23 protein-coding genes are annotated in these 21,563 nt (G+C 72.0%); 20 read left to right on the forward strand and 3 right to left on the reverse strand.

Annotation, left to right across the window (positions count from 1 at the left end; translation table 11 throughout):
• The first annotated feature begins 316 nt into the window (after positions 1-316).
• The 8 genes from J2W45_RS00125 to J2W45_RS00160 are packed head-to-tail and all read left to right on the forward strand — an operon-like array spanning position 317 to position 7,930.
• Positions 317-1,426 (forward strand): N-acetyl-gamma-glutamyl-phosphate reductase, encoded by a 1,110-nt coding sequence (locus J2W45_RS00125; RefSeq protein WP_310127999.1) that lies wholly within the window; start codon positions 317-319, stop codon positions 1,424-1,426.
• On the forward strand, positions 1,423-2,577 hold the full coding sequence (gene argJ / locus J2W45_RS00130; protein ID WP_310128000.1) for a bifunctional glutamate N-acetyltransferase/amino-acid acetyltransferase ArgJ: 1,155 nt from the start codon (positions 1,423-1,425) through the stop codon (positions 2,575-2,577). Before J2W45_RS00125 ends, argJ begins: the two co-directional genes overlap by 4 nt.
• Before the next feature lie 5 nt (positions 2,578-2,582).
• The gene (argB, locus tag J2W45_RS00135) at positions 2,583-3,506 is read left to right on the forward strand and encodes an acetylglutamate kinase (RefSeq protein ID WP_310128001.1); all 924 of its coding nucleotides are present in this window, start codon (positions 2,583-2,585) and stop codon (positions 3,504-3,506) included.
• The gene (locus tag J2W45_RS00140; protein WP_396427042.1) at positions 3,503-4,735 is read left to right on the forward strand and encodes an acetylornithine transaminase; all 1,233 of its coding nucleotides are present in this window, start codon (positions 3,503-3,505) and stop codon (positions 4,733-4,735) included. Before argB ends, J2W45_RS00140 begins: the two co-directional genes overlap by 4 nt.
• A 40-nt stretch (positions 4,736-4,775) precedes the next feature.
• Complete coding sequence (argF, locus tag J2W45_RS00145; protein ID WP_310128002.1) at positions 4,776-5,714, forward strand: ornithine carbamoyltransferase; 939 nt, start codon at positions 4,776-4,778, stop codon at positions 5,712-5,714.
• Positions 5,711-7,177, forward strand: a complete 1,467-nt coding sequence (argH, locus tag J2W45_RS00150; RefSeq protein ID WP_310128003.1) for an argininosuccinate lyase — start codon at positions 5,711-5,713, stop codon at positions 7,175-7,177. Before argF ends, argH begins: the two co-directional genes overlap by 4 nt.
• Positions 7,177-7,299 carry a hypothetical protein gene (locus tag J2W45_RS00155; protein ID WP_310128004.1) on the forward strand — a complete coding sequence of 41 codons (123 nt, stop codon included), beginning with the start codon at positions 7,177-7,179 and terminating at the stop codon, positions 7,297-7,299. The genes argH and J2W45_RS00155 overlap by 1 nt, the downstream gene beginning before the upstream one ends.
• Position 7,300: 1 nt before the next feature.
• On the forward strand, positions 7,301-7,930 hold the full coding sequence (locus tag J2W45_RS00160) for a DNA-3-methyladenine glycosylase (RefSeq protein ID WP_310128006.1): 630 nt from the start codon (positions 7,301-7,303) through the stop codon (positions 7,928-7,930).
• 19 nt (positions 7,931-7,949) lie between these two features.
• Here J2W45_RS00160 and J2W45_RS00165 read toward each other — a convergent pair whose 3' ends face one another.
• Positions 7,950-8,558, reverse strand: coding sequence for a hypothetical protein (locus J2W45_RS00165; protein WP_310128007.1), 609 nt, complete (start codon positions 8,556-8,558; stop codon positions 7,950-7,952).
• A complete protein-coding gene (locus tag J2W45_RS00170; protein WP_310128008.1) occupies positions 8,555-9,184 on the reverse strand; it encodes a DNA-binding protein in 630 nt (209 codons plus the stop codon). Before J2W45_RS00170 ends, J2W45_RS00165 begins: the two co-directional genes overlap by 4 nt.
• 144 nt (positions 9,185-9,328) lie before the next feature.
• Here J2W45_RS00170 and tyrS point away from each other — a divergent pair, with 144 nt between their 5' ends.
• From tyrS to xerD, 8 genes are all read left to right on the forward strand, one after another.
• A complete protein-coding gene (gene tyrS, locus J2W45_RS00175) occupies positions 9,329-10,639 on the forward strand; it encodes a tyrosine--tRNA ligase (RefSeq protein ID WP_310128009.1) in 1,311 nt (436 codons plus the stop codon).
• A 22-nt stretch (positions 10,640-10,661) separates the two neighbouring features.
• Positions 10,662-10,817 carry a hypothetical protein gene (locus tag J2W45_RS00180; RefSeq protein ID WP_310128011.1) on the forward strand — a complete coding sequence of 52 codons (156 nt, stop codon included), beginning with the start codon at positions 10,662-10,664 and terminating at the stop codon, positions 10,815-10,817.
• Positions 10,807-11,604, forward strand: coding sequence for a TlyA family RNA methyltransferase (locus J2W45_RS00185; protein WP_310128013.1), 798 nt, complete (start codon positions 10,807-10,809; stop codon positions 11,602-11,604). Before J2W45_RS00180 ends, J2W45_RS00185 begins: the two co-directional genes overlap by 11 nt.
• Positions 11,605-11,701: 97 nt before the next feature.
• Entirely contained in the window at positions 11,702-12,619 is a 918-nt protein-coding gene (locus tag J2W45_RS00190; RefSeq protein WP_310134833.1) for an NAD kinase, read from the forward strand.
• Positions 12,612-14,354 carry a DNA repair protein RecN gene (gene recN, locus J2W45_RS00195; protein ID WP_310128014.1) on the forward strand — a complete coding sequence of 581 codons (1,743 nt, stop codon included), beginning with the start codon at positions 12,612-12,614 and terminating at the stop codon, positions 14,352-14,354. The genes J2W45_RS00190 and recN overlap by 8 nt, the downstream gene beginning before the upstream one ends.
• Positions 14,355-14,404: 50 nt before the next feature.
• On the forward strand, positions 14,405-16,150 hold the full coding sequence (locus tag J2W45_RS00200; protein ID WP_396427043.1) for a CTP synthase: 1,746 nt from the start codon (positions 14,405-14,407) through the stop codon (positions 16,148-16,150).
• Positions 16,150-16,788, forward strand: a complete 639-nt coding sequence (locus J2W45_RS00205) for an NUDIX hydrolase (RefSeq protein WP_310128016.1) — start codon at positions 16,150-16,152, stop codon at positions 16,786-16,788. The genes J2W45_RS00200 and J2W45_RS00205 overlap by 1 nt, the downstream gene beginning before the upstream one ends.
• Positions 16,785-17,690 carry a site-specific tyrosine recombinase XerD gene (gene xerD / locus J2W45_RS00210; RefSeq protein ID WP_310128017.1) on the forward strand — a complete coding sequence of 302 codons (906 nt, stop codon included), beginning with the start codon at positions 16,785-16,787 and terminating at the stop codon, positions 17,688-17,690. Before J2W45_RS00205 ends, xerD begins: the two co-directional genes overlap by 4 nt.
• 64 nt (positions 17,691-17,754) lie before the next feature.
• On the opposite strand, the gene J2W45_RS00215 is transcribed toward xerD, so the two are convergent.
• The gene (locus tag J2W45_RS00215) at positions 17,755-18,279 is read right to left on the reverse strand and encodes a GNAT family N-acetyltransferase (protein WP_310134839.1); all 525 of its coding nucleotides are present in this window, start codon (positions 18,277-18,279) and stop codon (positions 17,755-17,757) included.
• A gap of 115 nt (positions 18,280-18,394) precedes the next feature.
• On the opposite strand from J2W45_RS00215, the gene J2W45_RS00220 reads away from it, so the two are divergent.
• The 4 genes from J2W45_RS00220 to J2W45_RS00235 are packed head-to-tail and all read left to right on the forward strand — an operon-like array spanning position 18,395 to position 21,502.
• Positions 18,395-19,294: a ParA family protein gene (locus J2W45_RS00220; protein ID WP_310128018.1), complete on the forward strand. Its 900-nt coding sequence runs from the start codon at positions 18,395-18,397 to the stop codon at positions 19,292-19,294.
• Positions 19,278-20,138, forward strand: coding sequence for a segregation and condensation protein A (locus J2W45_RS00225; RefSeq protein ID WP_310128019.1), 861 nt, complete (start codon positions 19,278-19,280; stop codon positions 20,136-20,138). The genes J2W45_RS00220 and J2W45_RS00225 overlap by 17 nt, the downstream gene beginning before the upstream one ends.
• Positions 20,128-20,760, forward strand: coding sequence for an SMC-Scp complex subunit ScpB (scpB, locus tag J2W45_RS00230; protein WP_310128020.1), 633 nt, complete (start codon positions 20,128-20,130; stop codon positions 20,758-20,760). The genes J2W45_RS00225 and scpB overlap by 11 nt, the downstream gene beginning before the upstream one ends.
• On the forward strand, positions 20,750-21,502 hold the full coding sequence (locus tag J2W45_RS00235; RefSeq protein WP_310128021.1) for a pseudouridine synthase: 753 nt from the start codon (positions 20,750-20,752) through the stop codon (positions 21,500-21,502). Before scpB ends, J2W45_RS00235 begins: the two co-directional genes overlap by 11 nt.
• The last annotated feature ends 61 nt before the right edge of the window (positions 21,503-21,563 follow it).

Genomic DNA, 21,563 nt, shown 5'->3' on the forward strand with positions numbered 1-21,563 from the left:
AACGTCCGCGCGTGCGCGAGCAGCCGCAGACGTTCCGGGAGGCAGCAGTCGCGGCGCCGCCGCAGGGCGCGCCGGCGGCACGTGCGACCGCCAGGCGGCCCGATTTGGCGGGGGCCGGGGAGGGAGCGCTAGGGTTGTCCCATGCTTTCCGTCCGGCGCACCGCTTCGACGCGTGCGGCATTCGCCGCCCGCGCCCTGCGCCGACGCCTGCGCGACCGCCGAAGCTAGGCGGCGTTCCGGGCGGTCCTCGAGTTGTGGATCGACGTGGGCGCCGCCGTCGCCGAGACACCTGTCGTCCACTCGAAAAGGAAGAAGCATGACTTTCTCGGTCGCTGTCGCAGGCGCATCCGGATACGCGGGCGGTGAGCTGCTGCGCATCCTCGCCGGGCACCCCGACTTCGAGATCCGCACGGTCACCGCGCACCAGAACGCCGGTCACCCGCTGATCGCCCACCAGCCGCACCTGCGCTCGCTCGCGCACCTGACGCTGCTCGAGACCACGGCGGAGAACCTCGCCGGTCACGACGTCGTGTTCCTGGCGCTGCCGCACGGCGCGTCCGGCGAGATCGCCGCGCAGCTGCCCGACGACACGGTCGTCGTGGACTGCGGCGCCGACCACCGCCTCGAAGACCCGGCCGACTGGGCGGCGTTCTACAGCGGCGAGCACTTCGGCGCCTGGGCGTACGGCGTGCCCGAGCTGCCGCTCGCCACGGACGCAGCAGCAGGCAGCGTCGACGCACCCGCGGCAGGCACGCACGCCGCCAGCACCGCCTCCACCGGCAAGCAGCGCGACGCCCTCCTCGGCGTCCGCCGCATCGCGGCCCCGGGCTGCAACGCCAGCGCCGTGTCCCTCGCGCTCGCCCCCGGCATCCGCGCCGGAGTCATCGACGACGAGGACATCGTCGCGGTGCTCGCGGTCGGCCCGTCCGGCGCGGGCAAGTCGCTGAAGACGATGTACCTGGCGAGCGAGATCCTCGGGTCCGCCAACCCGTACGGCGTCGGCGGCACGCACCGCCATATCCCGGAGATCCAGCAGAACCTCCGCAAGGCCGGGGCAGGGGCTCCGACCGTCAGCTTCACCCCGGTGCTCGTCCCGATGTCGCGCGGCATCCTGGCGACCTCCACCGCGCGCGTCCGGCCGGGCGTCACCGCCGAGCAGGTGCAGGCCGTCTGGGAGGAGGCGTACGCGGACGAGCCGTTCGTGCACGTGCTCCCCGCGGGGACGCTGCCGCGCACCGCGGACGTGCTCGGCGCCAACACGGTGCTGATCGGCGTCGCGCTCGACGCGGCCGCGGGTCGCGTCGTCACCGTGCTCGCCCTCGACAACCTGTACAAGGGGACGGCCGGCGCGGCCATCCAGTCCGTCAACATCGCCCTCGGCCTCGACGAGACGACGGGCCTGACCGTGAACGGAGTCGCGCCGTGAGCGTCACCGCAGCATCCGGATTCGCCGCGGCCGGTGTCGTCGCCGGCCTGAAGTCGAGCGGTGCCCGCGACCTCGCGCTGGTGCAGAACCGCGGCCCGCTGAACGCCGCCGCCGCCGTGTTCACCACGAACCGGTGCAAGGCCAACCCGGTGCTGTGGAGCGAGCAGGTGATCCAGGACGGCGTGGTGTCCGCGATCGTCCTCAACTCCGGAGGCGCGAACTGCTACACCGGAGCGCAGGGCTTCCAGACGACGCACGCCACCGCGGAGGCCGTGGCGACGGAGCTCGGCGTCTCCGCCGGCGACGTGCTGGTCTGCTCCACCGGCCTGATCGGGGAGCAGCTGCCCCTCGACGTACTGCTCGGCGGTGTCTCGTCCGCCGCCGCAGCGCTGGCCCCGGACGCCGGTCTCGGCGCTGCGGAGGCCATCATGACGACCGACACGCGCCCCAAGCAGTCCGAGTACCGCTCGCCGGACGGCTGGACCGTCGGCGGCATGGCGAAGGGCGCCGGGATGCTCGCGCCCGGCCTCGCGACGATGCTCGTCGTGATCACCACCGACGCCGTGCTCACCTCCGAGCAGCTCGACCGGGCCCTGCGCTCGGCGACGCGCGTCACGTTCGACCGCCTGGACTCCGACGGCTGCATGTCCACCAACGACACCGTCGCGCTGCTGGGCTCCGGCGCGAGCGGCGTGGAACCCGACGAGTCCGACTTCGCGTCGGCCCTCACCGCCGTCTGCCGCGACCTGGCCGAGCAGCTGCAGGCCGACGCCGAGGGCGCCTCGCACGACATCTCCATCGAGGTGCTCAACGCTCGCTCCGAGGACGACGCGGTGGTCGTCGGACGCGCCGTCTCGCGCAGCAACCTCTTCAAGGCGGCCATCTTCGGCAACGACCCGAACTGGGGCCGCGTGCTGGCGGCGGTCGGCACGACGGACGCCGAGTTCGACCCGTACGGCATCGACGTCGCGATCAACGGCGTGCAGGTGTGCACGGCCGGCCAGCCGGACCAGCCCCGGGAGCTCGTCGACCTGACGCCGCGGAAGGTGCACGTGCTCATCGACCTGCACGCGGGCGACGAGACCGCGACCATCCTGACCAACGACCTCACGCACGACTACGTGCACGAGAACAGCGCGTACGCGAGCTGATGGCGATGGCGGAGAACGTGACGACCGAGGACGCGGAACGGGCGGCGACGGAGCACGCCGCCGCAGCGGAGAAGGCGGCGACCCTGATCGAGTCGCTGCCCTGGCTCAAGGCCTTCCACGACCGGATCATCGTCGTGAAGTTCGGCGGCAACGCCATGGTGAACGAGGAGCTCCAGCGTACGTTCGCCGAGGACATGGTCTATCTGCGCTACGCCGGGCTCCGCCCGGTGGTCGTGCACGGGGGTGGGCCGCAGATCTCCGCGATGCTCGACCGGCTCGGCATCGCCTCCGAGTTCCGCGGCGGCTACCGCGTGACCACGCCGGAGGCGATGGAGGTGGTCCGGATGGTGCTGACCGGCCGGATCAACCGCGACATCGTCGGCAACATCAACAAGCACGGGCCGCTCGCGGCCGGGCTCTCGGGCGAGGACGCCGGACTGTTCCAGGGCCGCCGGCGCGCGGCGGTGATCGACGGCGAGGAGGTCGACCTCGGCCTGGTCGGCGACGTCGTGGCCGTGGACCCGGAGGCGGTGCTCGCCCAGCTGGCGGCCGGCCGCATCCCGGTCGTGTCGTCGATCGCACCGGACATCGACGACGCGAGCCAGGCGCTCAACGTCAACGCCGACGCGGCCGCGGCCGCGCTGGCCGTGGCGCTCGGGGCGGCGAAGCTGGTGATCCTGACCGACGTCGCCGGGCTCTACAGCGACTGGCCGGACCGCGACTCGCTGCTGTCCAAGATCGCGGCGGACGAGCTGCGCGAGCTGCTGCCGTCGCTCGAGTCGGGGATGATCCCGAAGATGGCCGCCTGTCTGGATGCGGTCGACGGCGGGGTCGCGAAGGCTGCGATCATCGACGGACGGGTTCCGCACTCGATCCTGCTCGAAGTCTTCACGCAGTCCGGAATCGGGACGGAGGTGGTGCCCGCGTGAGCGAGGCACTGGAGGAGAACGTGACGATCAACACCGAAGAGTGGCGCGACGGGGCCTGGAAGGGCCCGTTCACCGACGCCATCATGCGCACACTGGCGACGCCGAAGCGGATGCTCGTCCGCGGCGAGGGCTGCCGGGTGTGGGACATCGACGGCACCGAGTACCTCGACTTCCTCGCGGGCATCGCCGTGAACGCGCTCGGGCACGCGCATCCTGCCCTGGTGGATGCGGTGAGCAGCCAGATCGGGACGCTCGCCCACGTGTCCAACTACTTCTCGACACCGCCGCAGCTCCAGCTGGCCGAGCGCCTGCGCGTCATCACCGGCGCAGGCCCGCAGGGCCGGGTGCTGTTCGGCAACTCGGGCGCCGAGGCGAACGAGGCGGCCTTCAAGCTGGCGCGCCTGAACCGCGGACCGCACGGCCGCCGCACGCGTGTGGTCGCGCTGCACAACGCCTTCCACGGGCGCACCATGGGTTCGCTCGCCCTCACTGGCAAGCCGCCGATGCGCGAGGCCTTCGAGCCGCTCCCGGGCGGGGTCGTGCACATCGACTCCACCATCGCGGCGCTGGAGGCGGCCATCGACGACCATGTCGCCGCCCTCTTCGTGGAGCCGATCAAGGGCGAGGCGGGCGTGCTCGACCTCCCGGACGGCTTCCTGCGCCGGGCGCGCGAGCTCACCGAGCAGCACGGCGTGCTGCTGATCATCGACGAGATCCAGACCGGCATCGGACGGACCGGCGAGTGGTTCGCCTACCAGCACGCCGGAATCGTCCCCGACGCCGTCACGGTGGCGAAGGGCCTCGCGGGCGGCGTGCCGATCGGCGCGCTCGTCACGTTCGGCTGGGCGTCCGATCTGTTCTCGCAGGGCCAGCACGGCTCGACGTTCGGCGGCAACCCGCTGGCGACCGCCGCCGGCAACGCGGTCCTGACCGAGATCGAGCGGTCCGACCTCGTCGGCAACGCCGCACGTCGCGGCGAGGAGCTCAAGCAGATCATCCGCGGCTTCGGCTCGCCGCTGATCGGCGACGTGCGCGGGCACGGGCTGCTGATCGGCATCGGGCTGACCGACGGCGAGGCGCACCGGCTCTCGGACGCGGCACTCTCCCAGGGGCTGATCATCAATGCGCCGAACGAGTCGAGCATCCGCCTGGCCCCTCCGCTGATCGTCGGCGACACCGAGATCGCCGACTTCCGCGAGCGGTTCGGCCGCGCCCTCGCCTCCCTCTGACCACCCCGCACCTCCCGAACCCTGACGAAAGGGCGCCAGCATGACCCGGCACTTCCTCCGCGACGACGATCTCTCGCCCGCCGAGCAGGCCGAGGTGCTGCGCCTCGCGGCCGACCTCAAGCGCGACCGCTTCTCGGCGAAGCCGCTGGCCGGGCCGCAGACGGTCGCCGTGATCTTCGACAAGACGTCGACCCGCACGCGTGTGTCGTTCGCCGTCGGCATCGCCGATCTGGGTGGCAGCCCGCTGATCATCCAGAGCGGCGAGAGCCAGCTCGGCGGCAAGGAGTCGCTCGCCGACACGGCCCGGGTGCTGGAGCGTCAGGTGGCGGCGATCGTGTGGCGCACCTTCGCGCAGGCGGGGCTGGAGGAGATGGCCGCGGGGACGCGCGTCCCGGTCGTCAACGCCCTGTCGGACGACTTCCACCCCTGCCAGATCCTGGCCGACCTGCTGACCGTGCAGGAGCACAAGGGCGAGCTCGCCGGGCTGACGATGAGCTACTTCGGCGACGGCGCCAACAACATGGCGCACTCCTACCTGCTCGGCGGCGCCACCGCGGGCATGCACGTCCGCATCGCCGCCCCGGCCGCGTACGCGCCGTCCGACGCGGTCGTCGCGGACGCCCGCGCGATCGCCGAGCGCACCGGCGGCTCCGTGACCGTGCTCACTGACCCGGCGGAGGCCGGGGCCGGCGCGGACGTCGTGGTCACCGACACCTGGGTGTCGATGGGCAAGGAGGACGAGAAGGCCGAGCGGGTCGCCGTCTTCGGCGACTACACGGTCGACTCCCGCCTGATGGAGCTGGCGGACCCCGACGCGATCTTCCTCCACTGCCTCCCGGCCTACCGCGGCTACGAGGTCAGCGCGGAGGTGCTCGACGGCCCGCAGTCGGTGATCTGGGACGAGGCCGAGAACCGTCTGCACGCCCAGAAGGCCCTGCTCGCCTGGCTGCTCGCGAAGAACACGGAGGCCGCCGCATGACCGACAGCACCGAACGGACGCCGTCGGGCGTCGGCCGCACCGGCGAGGGCTCCCTCTGGGGCGGCCGCTTCGCCGGCGGCCCCTCGCCCGAGCTGGCGGCGCTCAGCAAGTCGACCCACTTCGACTGGGAGCTGGCCGCCTACGACATCGCCGGCTCCCGGGCGCACGCCAAGGCCCTGGCGGCCGCCGGCTACCTGACGCCGGAGGAGCTCGACGGGATGCTGTCCGCCCTCGACGCCCTCGACCGCGACGTCGCCTCCGGCGCGTTCGCCGCGCTCGAGACCGACGAGGACGTGCACGGCGCCCTGGAGCGCGGCCTGATCGAGCGCGCGGGCGCCGACCTCGGCGGCAAGCTCCGGGCCGGCCGCAGCCGCAACGACCAGATCGCCACGCTCATCCGCCTCTACCTCCGCGACCACGCCGGCGTCATCGCCGAGCAGCTGATCGCCCTGGTGGACGCCATCGCATCCCAGGCGGGCGCGCATCCCACCGCCGTCATGCCGGGCCGGACGCACCTGCAGCACGCGCAGCCCGTGCTGCTCGCCCACCACCTGCTCGCGCACTGCTGGCCGCTGGTGCGCGACCTCGACCGTCTCGCCGACTGGGATGCGCGGGCGAACGTCTCGCCGTACGGCTCGGGAGCGCTGGCCGGCTCGACGCTCGGGCTCGATCCGCTGCTCGTCGCCCGCGAGCTCGGCTTCGCCCGCAGCTCCGAGAACTCCATCGACGGCACCGCGGCACGGGATGTGGTGGCCGAGTTCGCCTTCGTCGCGGCCCAGATCGGCGTGGACCTGTCGCGCTTCGCCGAGGAGATCATCCTCTGGAACACGCGCGAGTTCGGCTTCGTCACCCTCGACGACGGGTACTCGACCGGGTCGTCGATCATGCCGCAGAAGAAGAACCCCGACATCGCGGAGCTCGCCCGCGGCAAGGCGGGCCGGCTGATCGGCAACGCCACCGGCCTCCTCACCACGCTGAAGGGCCTCCCGCTCGCGTACAACCGCGACCTGCAGGAGGACAAGGAGCCGGTGTTCGACTCGGTCCGCACGCTCGAGACGGTGCTGCCCGCGTTCACCGGGATGGTCGCGACGCTGCGCTTCCACACCGATCGGATGGCGGAGCTCGCCCCGCAGGGCTTCTCGCTCGCCACGGACGTCGCCGAGTGGCTGGTGAAGCGCCACGTCCCGTTCCGCACTGCCCACGAGCTGAGCGGCAGCCTGGTGCGGGTCGCGGAGGAGAACGGGCTGGAGCTGCACGAGGTGTCCGACGAGCAGCTCGCGGCGGTCTCGCCGCTGCTGACACCGGAGGTGCGCTCGGTGCTCTCCGTCGAGGGCTCGGTGGCGAGCCGCGACGGCGTGGGAGGCACCGCGCCCGACCGGGTCGCGGAGCAGCTCGCCGCCCTCACCGAGCACGTGCGCAAGGCCGCCCTCCACCTGCACGCCTCGCGACGGGATCTCGTCTGATGGCCCGCTTCGCCCCGGAGCGCAAGCGCCCGTGGATCATCCCGGCCATCGTCGTCGTGGCGATCGTCGTGGTCGTGGTCGGCCTGATCGTGACCGTCGCCGCGGGCGGCCGGATCTTCTGACGTGACGCTGTACCGGCCCGAGCGCGACGAGTTCCTGGCGTCGTCGCTGGAGGTCGCGCCGCGGCTGCTCGGCGCCGTGCTGCGCCACGAGTCGCCGGAGGGCGCCGTCGCGATCCGCATCACCGAGGTGGAGGCGTACATCGGCGACGGACTGGACCCCGGCTCGCACGCCTTCCGCGGTCGCACGAAGCGCAACGCCGTCATGTACGGCGCGCCCGGGCACGTCTACACGTACTTCACCTACGGGATGCACGTCTGCGCCAACATCGTCTGCTCCCCGGAGGGGGAGGCCTCCGCCGTGCTGCTCCGCGCCGGCGAGGTGGTCGAGGGGGAGGACCTCGCCGAGCGCCGGCGCGTCGGGGCCAGCGGGCGCCTCATCCCGCACCGCGATCTCGCCCGGGGACCGGCGCGGCTGGTCGTCGCCGCGGGGATGAGCCTCGCGGACGACGGGGCCGACCTGTACCGGCCGCCGTTCGAGCTCCTGCTGCCGGCCGAGCAGGCCGAGTACGCGACCGGCCCCCGCACGGGAGTCTCCGGCGCGGGAGGCGGGCTGGCGTTCCCGTGGCGCTACTGGCTGCCGGGCGACCCGACCGTGTCGCCGTACAAGCGGCATCCGAAGTCGGACGACTGACGCGGTCGAGCGGAGCGGGTCAGCCCGCCACGATCCGGAACACACCGGCGCAGGCGCACGCCCAGATGACGCTCGTCAGCGTGCCGATGATGAAACGCTCCCGCGCCTCCGCCTCGTCCAGCTCGGTGAACCGGCCGACGCCCTTGATGGCGATCAGCACGGCCAGCCCCTCCGGGAAGCCCGCCATGATCGTCCCGGCGGCGGCGAGCCGCTCCAGCAGGCCGATCGTCGTGCCGCCGCGGAGGACTTCGCGGGTGGTGGTCCCGCCCTCCGCGGTCATCGCCCGCACCAGGATGCCGCCGTGCGCGCTCGGTTCGACCGAGCTCCGGGTCGCGAGAGCGAGCACCAGCTGGGATACGGGCCAGCCGCCGAGGACGGCCAGAGCGAGAGCCACGACGCCGATCAGCAGCCGCACGGCGAGCGGCGCATGCTGCGCCGGGATCAGGACCACGACGAAAGCGGCCGCGAGCAGGCCTGCCGCCGAGTACACCAACGGGCGTCGCGGCGTCCGCAGGGTGGCCGCGATGCAGCCGAGCGACGCGAGGAGCAGGAGGAGGGCGAGCACCCAGAGCGCCTGCGGCGCCGTCTGGGCGAACAACACGGGGAGCGGCGGCCAGGCCATCGTCATGCGTCCTCCTCCGGTCTCTTCGGAGCGCTCTGCGCCGCGTCGGCTCGTTCCAACAGCCTAGTGAGCGCAGGCAGCGCCGCCAGTTCGGCGCGAAGCCCCGCCGCTCGGGCCCGGTCGCTCGCCGACTGCGGCGTGATACCCAGGCGTGCACCGGCTTCCGCCTGCGTGAGGCCCGCCGAGACCAGATCGTAGAGCTCCCACCCGGCGCGGGTGCGGCCCTCGCGCAGGGTCAGCAGCAGGGTGAGGAGCGCCTCCACGTCGGCCGCGGCCTCCTCGTCCGCGACGGCCGCGGCGGCGAAGCGGGCCGGCGTCCGCTTGGCGCGGGAGACGGCGGTGCGGGCGGCGATGAACGCGTCGCCGGTCGCCTCGCGGGTGTTCTCCGGGAGGGGGAGGCGGACGGCGCCGATACCGAGTCCGACGCTCCAGACGCCCTCACGGGTGAGGTGCAGGACGAGATCGAGGGCGGCGCCGGCATCGGCCGTGAGCAGTTGCAGCTCGTCGCCGGCGTTCCGGTCAGGCGGCAGGGTCAGGCGTGCCGCGTAGCGGGCGTCGATGGTCTCGATCTCCGGCGCGACGATGTCGGCACGTCGTCTGCTGTCGACCTGGTCGGCGGTGATTACGAACATCCCGTCTCCTTCATCAGGGCTGCTGGCCTGATGCCGAGTGTATCAGGCCCAGAGGCCCGATGTATAGGAGATCAGGTCTGATTCCCTGATCTGCCGATGGACCCCCCCGCTTTCCGCCCCCGGGCCCGCTGCTAGCCTGGACGGGTGTCCGAAACCGCCCTCTCCGGCCTGACCGCCCAGTCCAACGACGCGTCCTTCGACGACGTCTGGGATGAGCTCGTCTGGCGCGGGCTCATCCACGTGTCGACGGATGAGGCCGCGCTGAAAGAGCTCCTGTCCGGGGAGCCGATCACCTATTACTGCGGTTTCGACCCGACGGCCCCGAGCCTCCACCTCGGGAACCTGGTGCAGCTGCTCACCATGCGCCGCCTGCAGCTGGCCGGCCACCGCCCGCTGGGCCTCGTCGGCGGCTCCACCGGCCTCATCGGCGACCCCCGGCCGACGGCCGAGCGCACGCTGAACACCAAGGAGACCGTCGCGGAGTGGGTGGGCTACCTGCAGGCGCAGGTCACGCGCTTCCTCTCCGACGAGGGCGACAGCGCCGTGCGGCTGGTGAACAACCTCGACTGGACGGCGCCGATGTCGGCGATCGACTTCCTGCGCGAGATCGGCAAGCACTTCCGCGTCGGCACCATGCTGAAGAAGGATGCGGTCGCCGCGCGTCTCAACTCCGACGAGGGCATCTCGTACACCGAGTTCAGCTACCAGATCCTTCAGGGGATGGACTTCCTGGAGCTGTACCGCCAGTACGGCTGCGTGCTGCAGACCGGCGGCAGCGACCAGTGGGGCAACCTGACCAGCGGAACCGAGCTCATCCGCAAGGTCGAGGGCGTCCACGTGCACGCCATCGGTACGCCGCTGATCACGAACAGCGACGGCACCAAGTTCGGCAAGAGCGAGGGCAATGCGGTCTGGCTCGACCCGGCGCTGACGTCCCCGTACGCGATGTACCAGTTCTGGCTCAACACCGACGACGCCGACGTGATCGACCGTCTCAAGGTGTTCACCTTCCTGACGCGCGCCGAGATCGACGAGCTGGCGCAGAAGGTCGCCGACGAGCCGTTCAAGCGCGAGGCGCAGCGCCGCCTGGCGTTCGAGGTGACCGCGCTGGTGCACGGCGTCGAGGCGACCGAGGCGGCCATCGCGGCCTCGCAGGCGCTGTTCGGGCAGGGCGAGCTGACCGACCTCGACACGGTGACGCTCGAGGCCGCCCTTCGCGAGCTGCCCAACACCACGACGACCGAGCCCTCGGCCACGGTGGCGCAGACGCTGGTCGACACCGGGCTGACGTCGAGCCTCAGCGAGGCCCGCCGGGCGGTCGCGCAGGGCGGCGTGTACGTCAACAACACGAAGGTCGAGGATGCGGACCAGCCCATCGGCGGCGACGTGCTCCCGGGCGACATGGTCGTGCTGCGACGCGGGAAGAAGACGCTCGCGGGTGTCTTCGTCGCGTGACGGGCTGACGTACGGTGGGGTCATGACGGACGAACCGCACGGCGACGACGAGGACGGCCTCGTCGACCGCCTGGAGGTGATCGAAGGCCAGCCGCTGGATGCGCGCGCGGACGCCTACGCCCAGCTGCACGAGCAGCTCCGCCGCACGCTGGAGGGCGACGACGGCCATGGCCGCTGAGCGCCGCCTCGACGTGGCGCTCGCGGAACGCGGTCTGGCGCGCTCGCGCTCGCATGCGGCGGCGGTCATCGCCGAGGGCCTGGTGACGGTGGATGGACGTCCCGCCGTGCGGCCGGCGCTCAAGGTCGGTGACGACCAGCGCATCGAGGTCGCCGGTGCGGACCACTACGTGAGCCGCGGGGCCCACAAGCTGATCGCCGCTCTCGACGCCTTCGGCATCGACCCGGCCGGCCGCGTCGCGCTCGACGCGGGAGCGTCCACCGGCGGCTTCAGCCAGGTGCTCCTGGAGCGCGGCGCCGCCCGGGTGATCGCGGTGGATGTGGGGCACGGCCAGCTCTCGCCGGTCCTCGCCGGCGAGGACCGGCTGCGGTCGTACGAGGGCGTGAACGTCCGGTCGCTCACCGCCGACGCGCTCGCATCCCTCACCGGCGACGACGCCCGTCCGGACCTGGTCGTGGCCGACCTGTCGTTCATCTCGCTCACCCAGGTGCTTCCCGCGCTCGTGGCGACGGCCGCGCGCGGCGCGGACTTCGTCGTGCTGATCAAGCCGCAGTTCGAGGTGGGCAGGCAGGGCATCCGCGAGGGCGTCGTGAAGGACGCCGGCTTGCGGGCGGACGCGGTGTCCGACGTGCTCTGGGCGGCCCACGACGCGGGCCTCGGGACGGCCGGGCTCATCGCCTCGCCGATCGCCGGAGGGCACGGGAACAGGGAGTTCCTGGCCTGGCTGCGCAGCGGCGCCCCCGACCCGTCGGAACGCCGCGAGGAGATCGCAAGACTTTCGCGCTAGGTGAACGTTCTCCACAAACCCGGCCTGCGGCCTCGTCCTCGGCGAGAAAACAGACAGAATGGGAGGACGGCTTTCGAGAGGAGGGGACGTGACACTGATGGGTGCAGCGACGCGGTACATCCTCGTCGTCGCGCACACCGGTCGTCAGGACTCCCTCGAGGCGGGTGTCCGGGTGTCCCGGCAGCTGCTCGACGCGGGCGTCGTCCCGGTGCTGAGCGCGGACGAGCGCAGGGACATCCTGGAGGCGGACCCGTCGCTCGATGCGGTGCTCGTGCTGGGTGACGACGTTCCGGCCAGCGAGCTCGAACTGGTGATCGTGCTGGGCGGAGACGGCACCATCCTGCGCGCGGCCGAACTGGTGCGGGGATGCTCGGCGCCGCTTCTCGGCGTGAACCTCGGCCATGTCGGCTTCCTGGCCGAGAGTGAGCGCGACGACCTGGAGACCGCGGTGGCCCGCGGGCTCGCGAAGGACTACGAGGTGGAGGAGCGCATGACGCTCTCCGCCCGGGTCAAGGTGGACCGCGAGGTCGTCTACGAGAGCTGGGCCCTCAACGAGGCGACGGTCGAGAAGGCCAGCCGCGAGCGGATGCTCGAGGTCGTGATCGAGGTCGACGGCCGGCCGATGTCGAGCTTCGGCTGCGACGGCGTCGTGATGTCGACGCCCACCGGCTCGACCGCCTACTCCTTCTCCGCAGGCGGCCCGGTCGTGTGGCCGGGCGTCGCCGCGCTGCTGCTGGTGCCGCTGAGCGCGCACGCCCTGTTCTCGCGTCCACTCGTCGTGGATGCCGACTCGTCCCTCGCCGTCGAACTGCTCGACCGCGCCGGGGGAGCGGGCATCCTCTGGTGCGACGGGCGTCGTCCCTTCGATCTGCCCCGCGGGGCGCGCGTCGTGGTGCGGCGCTCGCCCATCCCGGTGCGGCTCGCCCGGCTGCACCCCGGTCCGTTCACCGACCGGCTGGTGCACAAGTTCGACCTCCCCGTTACCGGTTGGAGGGGGCCGGCGGGCCGTGACTGACGCGCGCGGAGGAATCGAGGAGATCTCGATCAAAGACCTGGGCGTCATCGCCGACGCCTCCCTTCCGCTGGGGTCCGGTTTCACCGCGATCACCGGCGAGACCGGCGCGGGCAAGACCATGGTGGTGTCCGCCCTGGGCCTGCTGCTGGGCGAGCGCGCCGACTCGGGCGCCGTCCGCCTCGGCAGCCCGCAGGCGTGGGTGGAGGGCCGCTGGCGCGTGCCGTCGTCGGGCGACGTGGTCGAGCGCGTGCGCGACGCAGGGGGAGACGTGGATGCGATCGACGCCGCGGAGGCCGAGCTGGTGCTCAGCCGGTCGGTCTCGGCCGAGGGCCGGTCCCGGGCGGTCGTCGGCGGCCGCAGCGCGCCGGTCGCCGTGCTGACCGAGCTCGGCGAGCAGCTGGTGGTGGTGCACGGGCAGTCCGACCAGATCCGGCTGCGGTCCGCCGTCGCGCAACGGGCCGCGCTCGACCGGTTCGCCGGCCCGGCGTTCGCCGAGGCGCTCGCCGCCTACGAGCAGGTCTGGAACCGCTGGCGCGACAACCGCGCGGAGCTCGACGAGCTGATCGCCGACCAGGACCGCCGCGCCCGCGAGGCCGACGACCTGCGCGCCGCGATGGCCGAGATCGAGTCCGTCGCCCCGCAGCCCGGTGAGGACGACGAGCTGGCCGACCGCGCCGAGCGACTGACCAACCTGGAGGAGCTGCGGCTCGCCGCCTCCGCCGCCCGCGAGCTGCTGAGCGCCGAGGAGTCGGAGGGGATGGATGCGCTGGGCCTGCTCGACAACGCGCGTCGCCAGCTCGAGCGCGTCGCGCCGCACGACAGCGCCCTGCAGCCGCTGGCGGAGTCCGTGGCCGAGGCGAACTACCTGATCTCGGACATCGCCGCCCAGCTGTCCACCTACCTGGCCGCGCTCGACGCGGACGGCGCGCAGGAGCTCGACGTCGTGCAGGCGCGCCGCTCCGAGCTCGCCGGCCTGGTGCGCAGGTACGGCCCGACGCTCGACGACGTGATCCGCACGCTCGAGACCGGCAGCCTCCGCCTGCTCGAGCTCGACGGCGACGCCGACCGGATCGGTGAGCTGACCCGCGAGGTCGAGGACGACGCCGCCCTGGTGGCGGAGCTGGCGGCTGATCTGAGCGCTCAGCGGACGGCGGCCGCGGTCCGGCTCTCCGAGGCGGTCAGCGACGAGCTGTCGGCCCTCGCGATGCCGGATGCGCGCATCGTCGTGGAGGTGTCGCAGCGCGACCCGGAGGACCTCGGCACGTACAGCGCGACGGGACGCGACCAGGTCGCCATCCTGCTGCAGCCGCATCCGGGGGCCGAGCCGCGTGCGCTCGGCAAGGGCGCCTCCGGCGGCGAGCTGTCGCGGGTGATGCTCGCGATCGAGGTCGTGATCGCCGGCAGCGACCCGGTGCCGACGTTCATCTTCGACGAGGTGGATGCGGGCGTCGGCGGCGCCTCCGCCATCGAGATCGGGCGGCGGCTCGCCCGGCTCGCCGAGTCGGCGCAGGTGATCGTCGTGACGCACCTCGCCCAGGTCGCCGCCTTCGCGAACAACCACCTCACGGTCGTCAAGGGCAGCGACGGCGCGGTCACCGCCTCCAGCGTCCGCCGTCTGGACGGCGACGAGCGGATCGCCGAGATGGCGCGGCTGCTCTCCGGCCTCCCCGACTCCGAGAGCGGGCTCGCCCACGCCCGCGAACTGGTCGAGATGGCGTCCGCCGCGCGACGCTGACCGGCCGTGGCGCGCGGGACGCGCATCCACAGGTGATAAGCTGAGAGCCCGTGGTGGATTATTCAGACGCGGGCCCTTCAAACGGCAAAAGTTCAACTAACGGCACTACCAAGCACATCTTCGTGACGGGTGGTGTCGTTTCTTCGTTGGGGAAGGGTCTCACAGCCGCCTCCCTCGGCAACCTCCTGACGGCCCGCGGTCTGCGGGTGGTCATGCAGAAGCTCGACCCCTACCTCAATGTGGACCCGGGGACGATGAACCCGTTCCAGCACGGCGAGGTCTTCGTGACCGACGACGGCGCCGAGACCGACCTCGACATCGGCCACTACGAGCGCTTCCTCGACATCAACCTCGGCCAGTCCGCCAACGTCACCACCGGCCAGATCTACTCGAACGTCATCGCCAAGGAGCGCCGCGGCGAGTACCTGGGCGACACCGTGCAGGTCATCCCGCACATCACCGACGAGATCAAGCGCCGGATGCGGCTGCAGGCGCAGCCCGGCCCGGACGGCGAGCCCGCACCCGACGTGATCATCACCGAGATCGGCGGCACGGTCGGCGACATCGAGTCGCAGCCGTTCATCGAGTCGGCGCGCCAGGTGCGCCACGAGCTGGGGCGCAAGAACTGCTTCTTCGTGCACGTCTCGCTCGTGCCGTTCATGAACGCCTCGGGCGAGCAGAAGACCAAGCCGACGCAGCACTCGGTCGCCGCGCTCCGCTCCATCGGCATCCAGCCGGACGCGCTGGTGCTGCGCAGCGACCGACCGGTCTCCGAGGGCAACAAGCGCAAGATCGCGCTGATGTGCGACGTGGACGAGCAGGCCGTCGTGAACGCGGTCGACGTCCCGAGCATCTACGACATCCCGACCATGCTGCACGAGCAGGGCCTCGACGCCTACATCATCGACCAGCTCGGCCTCGACAAGGCGAACGACGTCGACTGGGACGGCTGGGCGCGGCTCCTCGAGTCGGTGCACGACCCCAAGCACGAGGTGACGATCGGCCTGGTCGGCAAGTACATCGACCTGCCCGACGCGTACCTCTCCGTCACGGAGGCGCTGCGCGCGGGAGGCTTCGCGCACCGCACGAAGGTGAAGCTCAAGTGGATCCCGTCGGACGAGTGCCAGACGCCGGAAGGCGCCGCCGCGCAGCTGTCCGACGTCGACGCGATCTGCGTCCCGGGCGGATTCGGCGTGCGCGGCATCGAGGGCAAGGTGGGCGCCCTCCGCTTCGCCCGTGAGAACGGCATCCCCGCGCTCGGCCTGTGCCTGGGCCTGCAGTGCATGGTCATCGAGTACGCGCGGCACGAGGCCGGCCTCGCCGGCGCGTCGTCGTCGGAGTTCGACCCGGAGACCGAGTTCCCGGTGATCGCGACCATGGCGGAGCAGGTGGACATCATCGCGGGCGGCGACCTGGGCGGCACCATGCGCCTCGGGCTCTACCCCGCGACCCTCGCCGAGGGCTCGCTGGTCGCGGAACTGTACGGCGCGGACGAGGCGTCCGAGCGCCACCGCCACCGCTACGAGGTGAACAACAACTACCGCGAGCAGATCGCCGACGCCGGCCTCTGGTTCTCGGGCACCTCGCCCGACGGCCACCTGGTCGAGTACGTGGAGCTGCCGCGCGACGTGCACCCGTTCTACGTGGGCACCCAGGCGCACCCGGAGCTGCGCTCGCGCCCGAACCGCGCGCACCCGCTGTTCGCGGGCCTGGTCGGCGCGGCGCTCGACCGCCAGAAGGCGAGCCTGCTGTTCGAGGTCGCCGAGGCGGACGCCGAGATGGTGGCGGAGGCCTGATGGCCGACGCGCCCGGCGCCGACCTGAACGACCAGCCGTTCCGTCCCGAGATCGTGCGGTCGGAGACCGCCTTCGAGGGCAAGATCTGGAACGTGCGGCGCGACGTCTTCCGCTACAACGGCGAGGAGATCACGCGCGAGTACGTCGACCACACCGGCGCCGTCGGCATCCTCGCGATGGGCGACGACGGTCAGGTGCTGCTCATCCGGCAGTACCGGCACCCGGTGCGCCACCGCGACTGGGAGATCCCGGCCGGGCTGCTCGACCAGCACGCCGAGGACCCGCTGACGGCGGCCCAGCGCGAGCTGAGCGAGGAGGCCGACCTCGAGGCCGACGAGTGGAACGTGCTCGCCGACGTCTTCACCAGCCCGGGCGGCAACGACGAGGCCATCCGGATCTACCTCGCCCGCGGCATCCGCTCGACCGGCTCCGCGTTCGCCCGCGAGGCGGAGGAGGCCGACATCGAGGTGCGCTGGGTCCCGCTCGACGAGGCGGTCGAGGCCGTGCTGCAGCGGCGCGTGCACAACGCGCCGCTCATCATCGCGCTGCTCGCGGCGCGCACCGCGCGGGAGCAGGACTGGAGCACGCTCGGCGCCGCCACCGAGCCCTGGCCGAGCCATCCCAAGCTGAGCAGATGACCGTCGCGGCCGATGTCGACGGGTTCCTCCGGCACGTCGCCATCGAGCGCGGGCTCTCGGCGAACACCGTCGCCGCCTACCGCCGCGACCTCGCGGTGTACGCGGCGTGGCTGGACCAGGAGGGCATCGGCGACGTGCGGCAGGTGACGCCCGCCACCCTGTCCGCTTTCGCCGTGCACCTCGGGACGCGCGAGGAGTCGCCGCTCACCGCATCCTCTCTGGCCCGGATGCTGTCGACGGTGCGGGGCTTCCACCGGTTCCTGCTCGACGAGGGCCGGGTCGAGGTGGATGCGTCCCGCGACCTCCGCCCGCCGAAGCTCCCCAGCCGGCTGCCCAAGGCGATCTCGGTGGAGCAGGTCTCGGCGCTGCTGGCGGCGACGGACGGCGACGATGTCGCCGCGCTGCGCGACAAGGCGCTGCTCGAGCTGATGTACGCCACCGGCGCTCGCGTCAGCGAGGCCGTGAACCTCAACGTGGACGACGTGATCGACTCCGACATCGTTCGCCTCACCGGCAAGGGCAGCAAGCAGCGGATCGTGCCGCTCGGCAGCTACGCGCAGGAGGCCGTGTCCGCCTACCTCGTGCGAGCACGGCCGGTGCTGTCGGCGAAGGGGAAGGCCACACCCGCCCTCTTCCTCGGGATGCGCGGGGCGCGGCTCTCGCGCCAGAACGTCTGGCTCATCATCCGCGCAGCCGCCGAGCGGGCGAAGCTCGACGTCGAGATCTCGCCGCACACGCTGCGGCACTCCTTCGCCACGCATCTGCTGGCCGGCGGGGCAGACGTGCGCGTGGTGCAGGAGCTGCTGGGCCACTCGTCGGTCGCGACGACGCAGATCTACACGCTGGTCACCGCCGACACCCTGCGCGACGTCTACGCGACCTCCCACCCCCGCGCCCGGTGAGTCTGCTGCCGTTCGTCACGTCTGCGGCTGCGCGAACACCCGCAGACGTGACGGAACGCGGCAGTCAGTCGCTCGGCAGCGCGCGGTGGGTGCGCCGCGGTGCGCGGCGGCGCAGCCAGACGTAGACCGAGCGCGCGTCTCCGCCGGCGCGGCGTGTGGCGGTGAAGCCGAGCTTCCGCAGCACGCCGAACGACGGGGCGTTCCAGGTTGCCACGGTCGCCCAGAGGATCGGGAAGCCGGCGTCGAACGCCGCATCCACCACCGCCGACGCCGCCTCGGTCGCGTAGCCGCCGCCGACGTGCGCGCGGAGCAGCTCGTAGGCCAGCTCGGGCTGGGCGGCGCTGGCCCGGCCGACGACCAGCCCGCAGTAGCCGACGGCCTCGCCGGTCTCCTGGAGCTCGATCGTGTAGAGCCCGAAGCCCTGTTCGTCGAAGCGGCGGCGCTGAGCATCCAGCCGCTCCCGCTCCTCCTCGAGCGATCCCGGCGCGCGGCCGAGGGGATGCTCGGCGAGCAGCGCGAGGTTCCATTCGGCGTCGCGCCCCTCGCGCGGGCGCAGACGCAGGCGCGGGGTCTCGAGGGCGGACGGCATCGGCTGCACGCGGCCAGCGTACCGAACCGCCGGGCGCACGCCCCGCAAGCGGGGCACGGCGCGGATAGACTGTCCCCTTGAAAGACCGCCCACGAGAGGGACGAGGAACACCCAGGTGACGCGCAACGACGAGGTCGAGACCCAGCTTCCGGGCATGGATGCCGCATCCATCGCCGTGAAGCCCGGCCCCACCGGTCGCCCCCAGCGCGCGTTCCCGGTGCCCGCCCCGCTGGCGCAGCACGGACCGGCGAAGATCATCGCCCTCTGCAACCAGAAGGGCGGCGTCGGCAAGACGACGACGAGCATCAACCTCGGCGCGTCGCTCGCCGAGTACGGCCGCCGCGTCCTCGCGGTCGACTTCGACCCGCAGGGCGCCCTCTCCGCCGGGCTCGGCGCGCGCACGCACGACGCCACGACGATCTACGACCTGCTGCTGAACCGCCACGCGGACGTGCAGGAGGCCATCCAGTCCACGTCGACGCCCGGCCTCGACATCATCCCGGCCAACATCGACCTCTCCGCGGCCGAGGTGCACCTTGTCAACGAGGTCGCGCGCGAGCAGATCCTCGCCGGCGTGCTGCGCAAGGTCGCGAACGACTACGACGTCATCCTGGTCGACTGCCAGCCGTCGCTGGGCATCCTGACCGTCAACGCGCTGACCGCGAGCCACGGCGTCCTCATCCCGCTGGAGTGCGAGTACTTCGCACTGCGCGGCGTCGCCCTGCTGATCGAGACCATCGACAAGGTGCGCGAGCGCCTCAACCCGGCGATCGAGCTGGATGGCATCCTGGCCACCATGTACGACTCCCGCACGCTGCACTCGCGCGAGGTGCTGGAGCGCGTCGTCGACGCCTTCGGCGACCGCGTGCTCGAGACCGTTATCTCGCGCACGGTGAAGTTCCCGGACGCGTCGGTCGCGGCCACCCCGATCACGCAGTTCGCGCCCGAGCACCAGGCGGCGGAGGCGTACCGCCAGCTGGCGCGGGAACTGGTGTTCCGTGGCGCCGTCGCCTGATACGACAGAACCGGGCACGACCGAACCGGGCACGCCCGGCTCCGGCACGACCGAGCCGGAGTCCGCGGGCTTCCGCGTCTCGCTCGGCGAGTTCGAGGGCCCGTTCGACCTGCTCCTGTCGCTGATCACGAAGCACGAGCTCGACATCACCGAGATCTCGTTGAGCCGGGTGACCGACGAGTTCATCGCCTACCTGCGCGCGCTCGATACGGAGGAGAGCCTGGACGAGGCCAGCGAGTTCCTCCTCGTGGCCGCGACCCTGCTCGACCTCAAGGTGGCCGGACTGCTGCCGCAGGGCGAGCTGGTGGATGCGGAGGATGTCGCACTGCTGGAGGCCCGCGACCTCCTGTTCGCCCGGCTGCTGCAGTATCGGGCCTTCAAGGAGGCGTCGTCGTGGTTCGCGGAGCGGCTCGAAGCGGAGGGCGCACGGCACGCGCGGCTCGTGCGGCTGGAGGACAAGTTCCGCCAGCGCACGCCGGAGCTGGTGTGGACGCTGAGCCTCGACGACTTCGCGGCGCTGGCCACTCTCGCGATGACCCCGCGCGAGGTGCCCGTCGTCGGGCTCGACCACCTGCACGCGCCGCTGGTCAGCATCCGGGAGCAGGCGGCGATCGTGGTCGGGATGCTGCGTCACGGCGAGCCGATGAGCTTCCGCCAGCTGGTAGCCGGCGCCGAGCAGAAGGGCGTCGTCGTCGCGCGGTTCCTCGCCGTGCTGGAGCTGTACCGCCGCGCCGCGCTCGCGTTCGAGCAACTGGAGCCGCTCGGCGAGCTGACGCTGCGGTGGACGGCGGAGCACTGGTCCGAGGAGAACCTGTCGAATCTGGGAGCCGACTATGACGGTTGAGAACACGGCCGAGATCGCGGAGGGCACGGAGGTGACGGACACCACCGAGGTGCCCGCGCCCGTCGACGACGCGCAGATCGAACGCGCGCTGGAGGCCATCCTCATGGTGGCGGACGAGCCGATGAGCGTCGTCACGCTCGCCACCGCGGTCGGAGCGCCGGTCAAGCGCGTGCGCGCCGCCATCGCGGCGCTGGTCGCCGACTTCGACGGCGAGGCGGGAGGCGTCCGGCGCGGCTTCGAGCTGCGCGAGGTGGGTGGCGGCTGGCGCATCTACGTGCGCGAGGAGTACGACGCGGTCGTCTCCGGGTACGTGCTGCAGCAGAATCCGACCAAGCTGTCCCAGGCGGCGCTCGAGACGCTGGCCGTGATCGCGTACAAGCAGCCGATCAGCCGCGGCGCGATCGCGTCCATCCGTGCCGTCAACGTGGATTCGGTGGTGCGCACGCTGCTCGGCCGTGGCCTCATCACCGAGCTCTTCACCGACAGCGAGACCGGCGCCATCAACTATGGAACGACCGACCTGCTGCTCAGCCAGCTGGGCATCAACTCGGTCGACGAGCTGCCGAAGATCTCCCCGCTCCTGGCGGACGGCGCAGACGGGTTCGAGGGCGATGTCCGCTGAGGGCACGGGGCAGGGCGAGCGCCTGCAGAAGGTGATGGCGGCCGCCGGCGTCGCGTCGCGCCGCGTCTCCGAGGAGATGATCGTCGCCGGGCGGGTGACCGTGAACGGCACGGTCGTGCAGGAGCTCGGGACGCGCGTCGACCCGCTCACGGACAAGGTCGCCGTCGACGGCACCGCCGTGCAGCTCGACACCACCCGCCGCTACGTCATGCTCAACAAGCCGGTCGGCGTCGTGAGCTCGATGCGCGACGAGCAGGGGCGTCCGGACCTCTCGCGCTTCACCGCCGGGTACCCGGAGCGCCTGTTCAACGTCGGGCGATTGGATGCGGAGACCTCGGGCCTGCTCATCCTCACCAACGACGGCGAGCTCGCGCACGTGCTGGCGCACCCCAGCTTCGGCGTCACCAAGACGTACATCGCGCGCGTGCGCGGCGTCGTCACGCCGCAGACCATCGGGCGGCTGACTAAGGGCGTCGAACTCGACGACGGCCCGATCGCGGCCGACCGCGCCAAGCTGCTGCAGGCGAACCCGCGCGGCGACGACTCGCTGGTCGAGATCACGCTGCACTCCGGCCGCAACCGGATCGTGCGGCGGATGCTCGCGGAGGTCGGGCATCCCGTGCTGGAACTCGTACGGCGGCAGTTCGGCCCGCTCCACCTCGGGACGCTGAAGGCGGGCCAGCTGCGCGACCTGACGAAGGCCGAGCTCGGCCAGCTCCTGACCATCTCGCGCCAGGGCTGACGCGCTTTCTCCGTGATCGAGGGGTCGCAACGCGCCGCTATCCGACATGGATAACGGCGTG

It is taken from the genome of Leifsonia shinshuensis (assembly GCF_031456835.1).
GTDB classification, from domain to species: Bacteria; Actinomycetota; Actinomycetes; order Actinomycetales; family Microbacteriaceae; genus Leifsonia; species Leifsonia shinshuensis_C.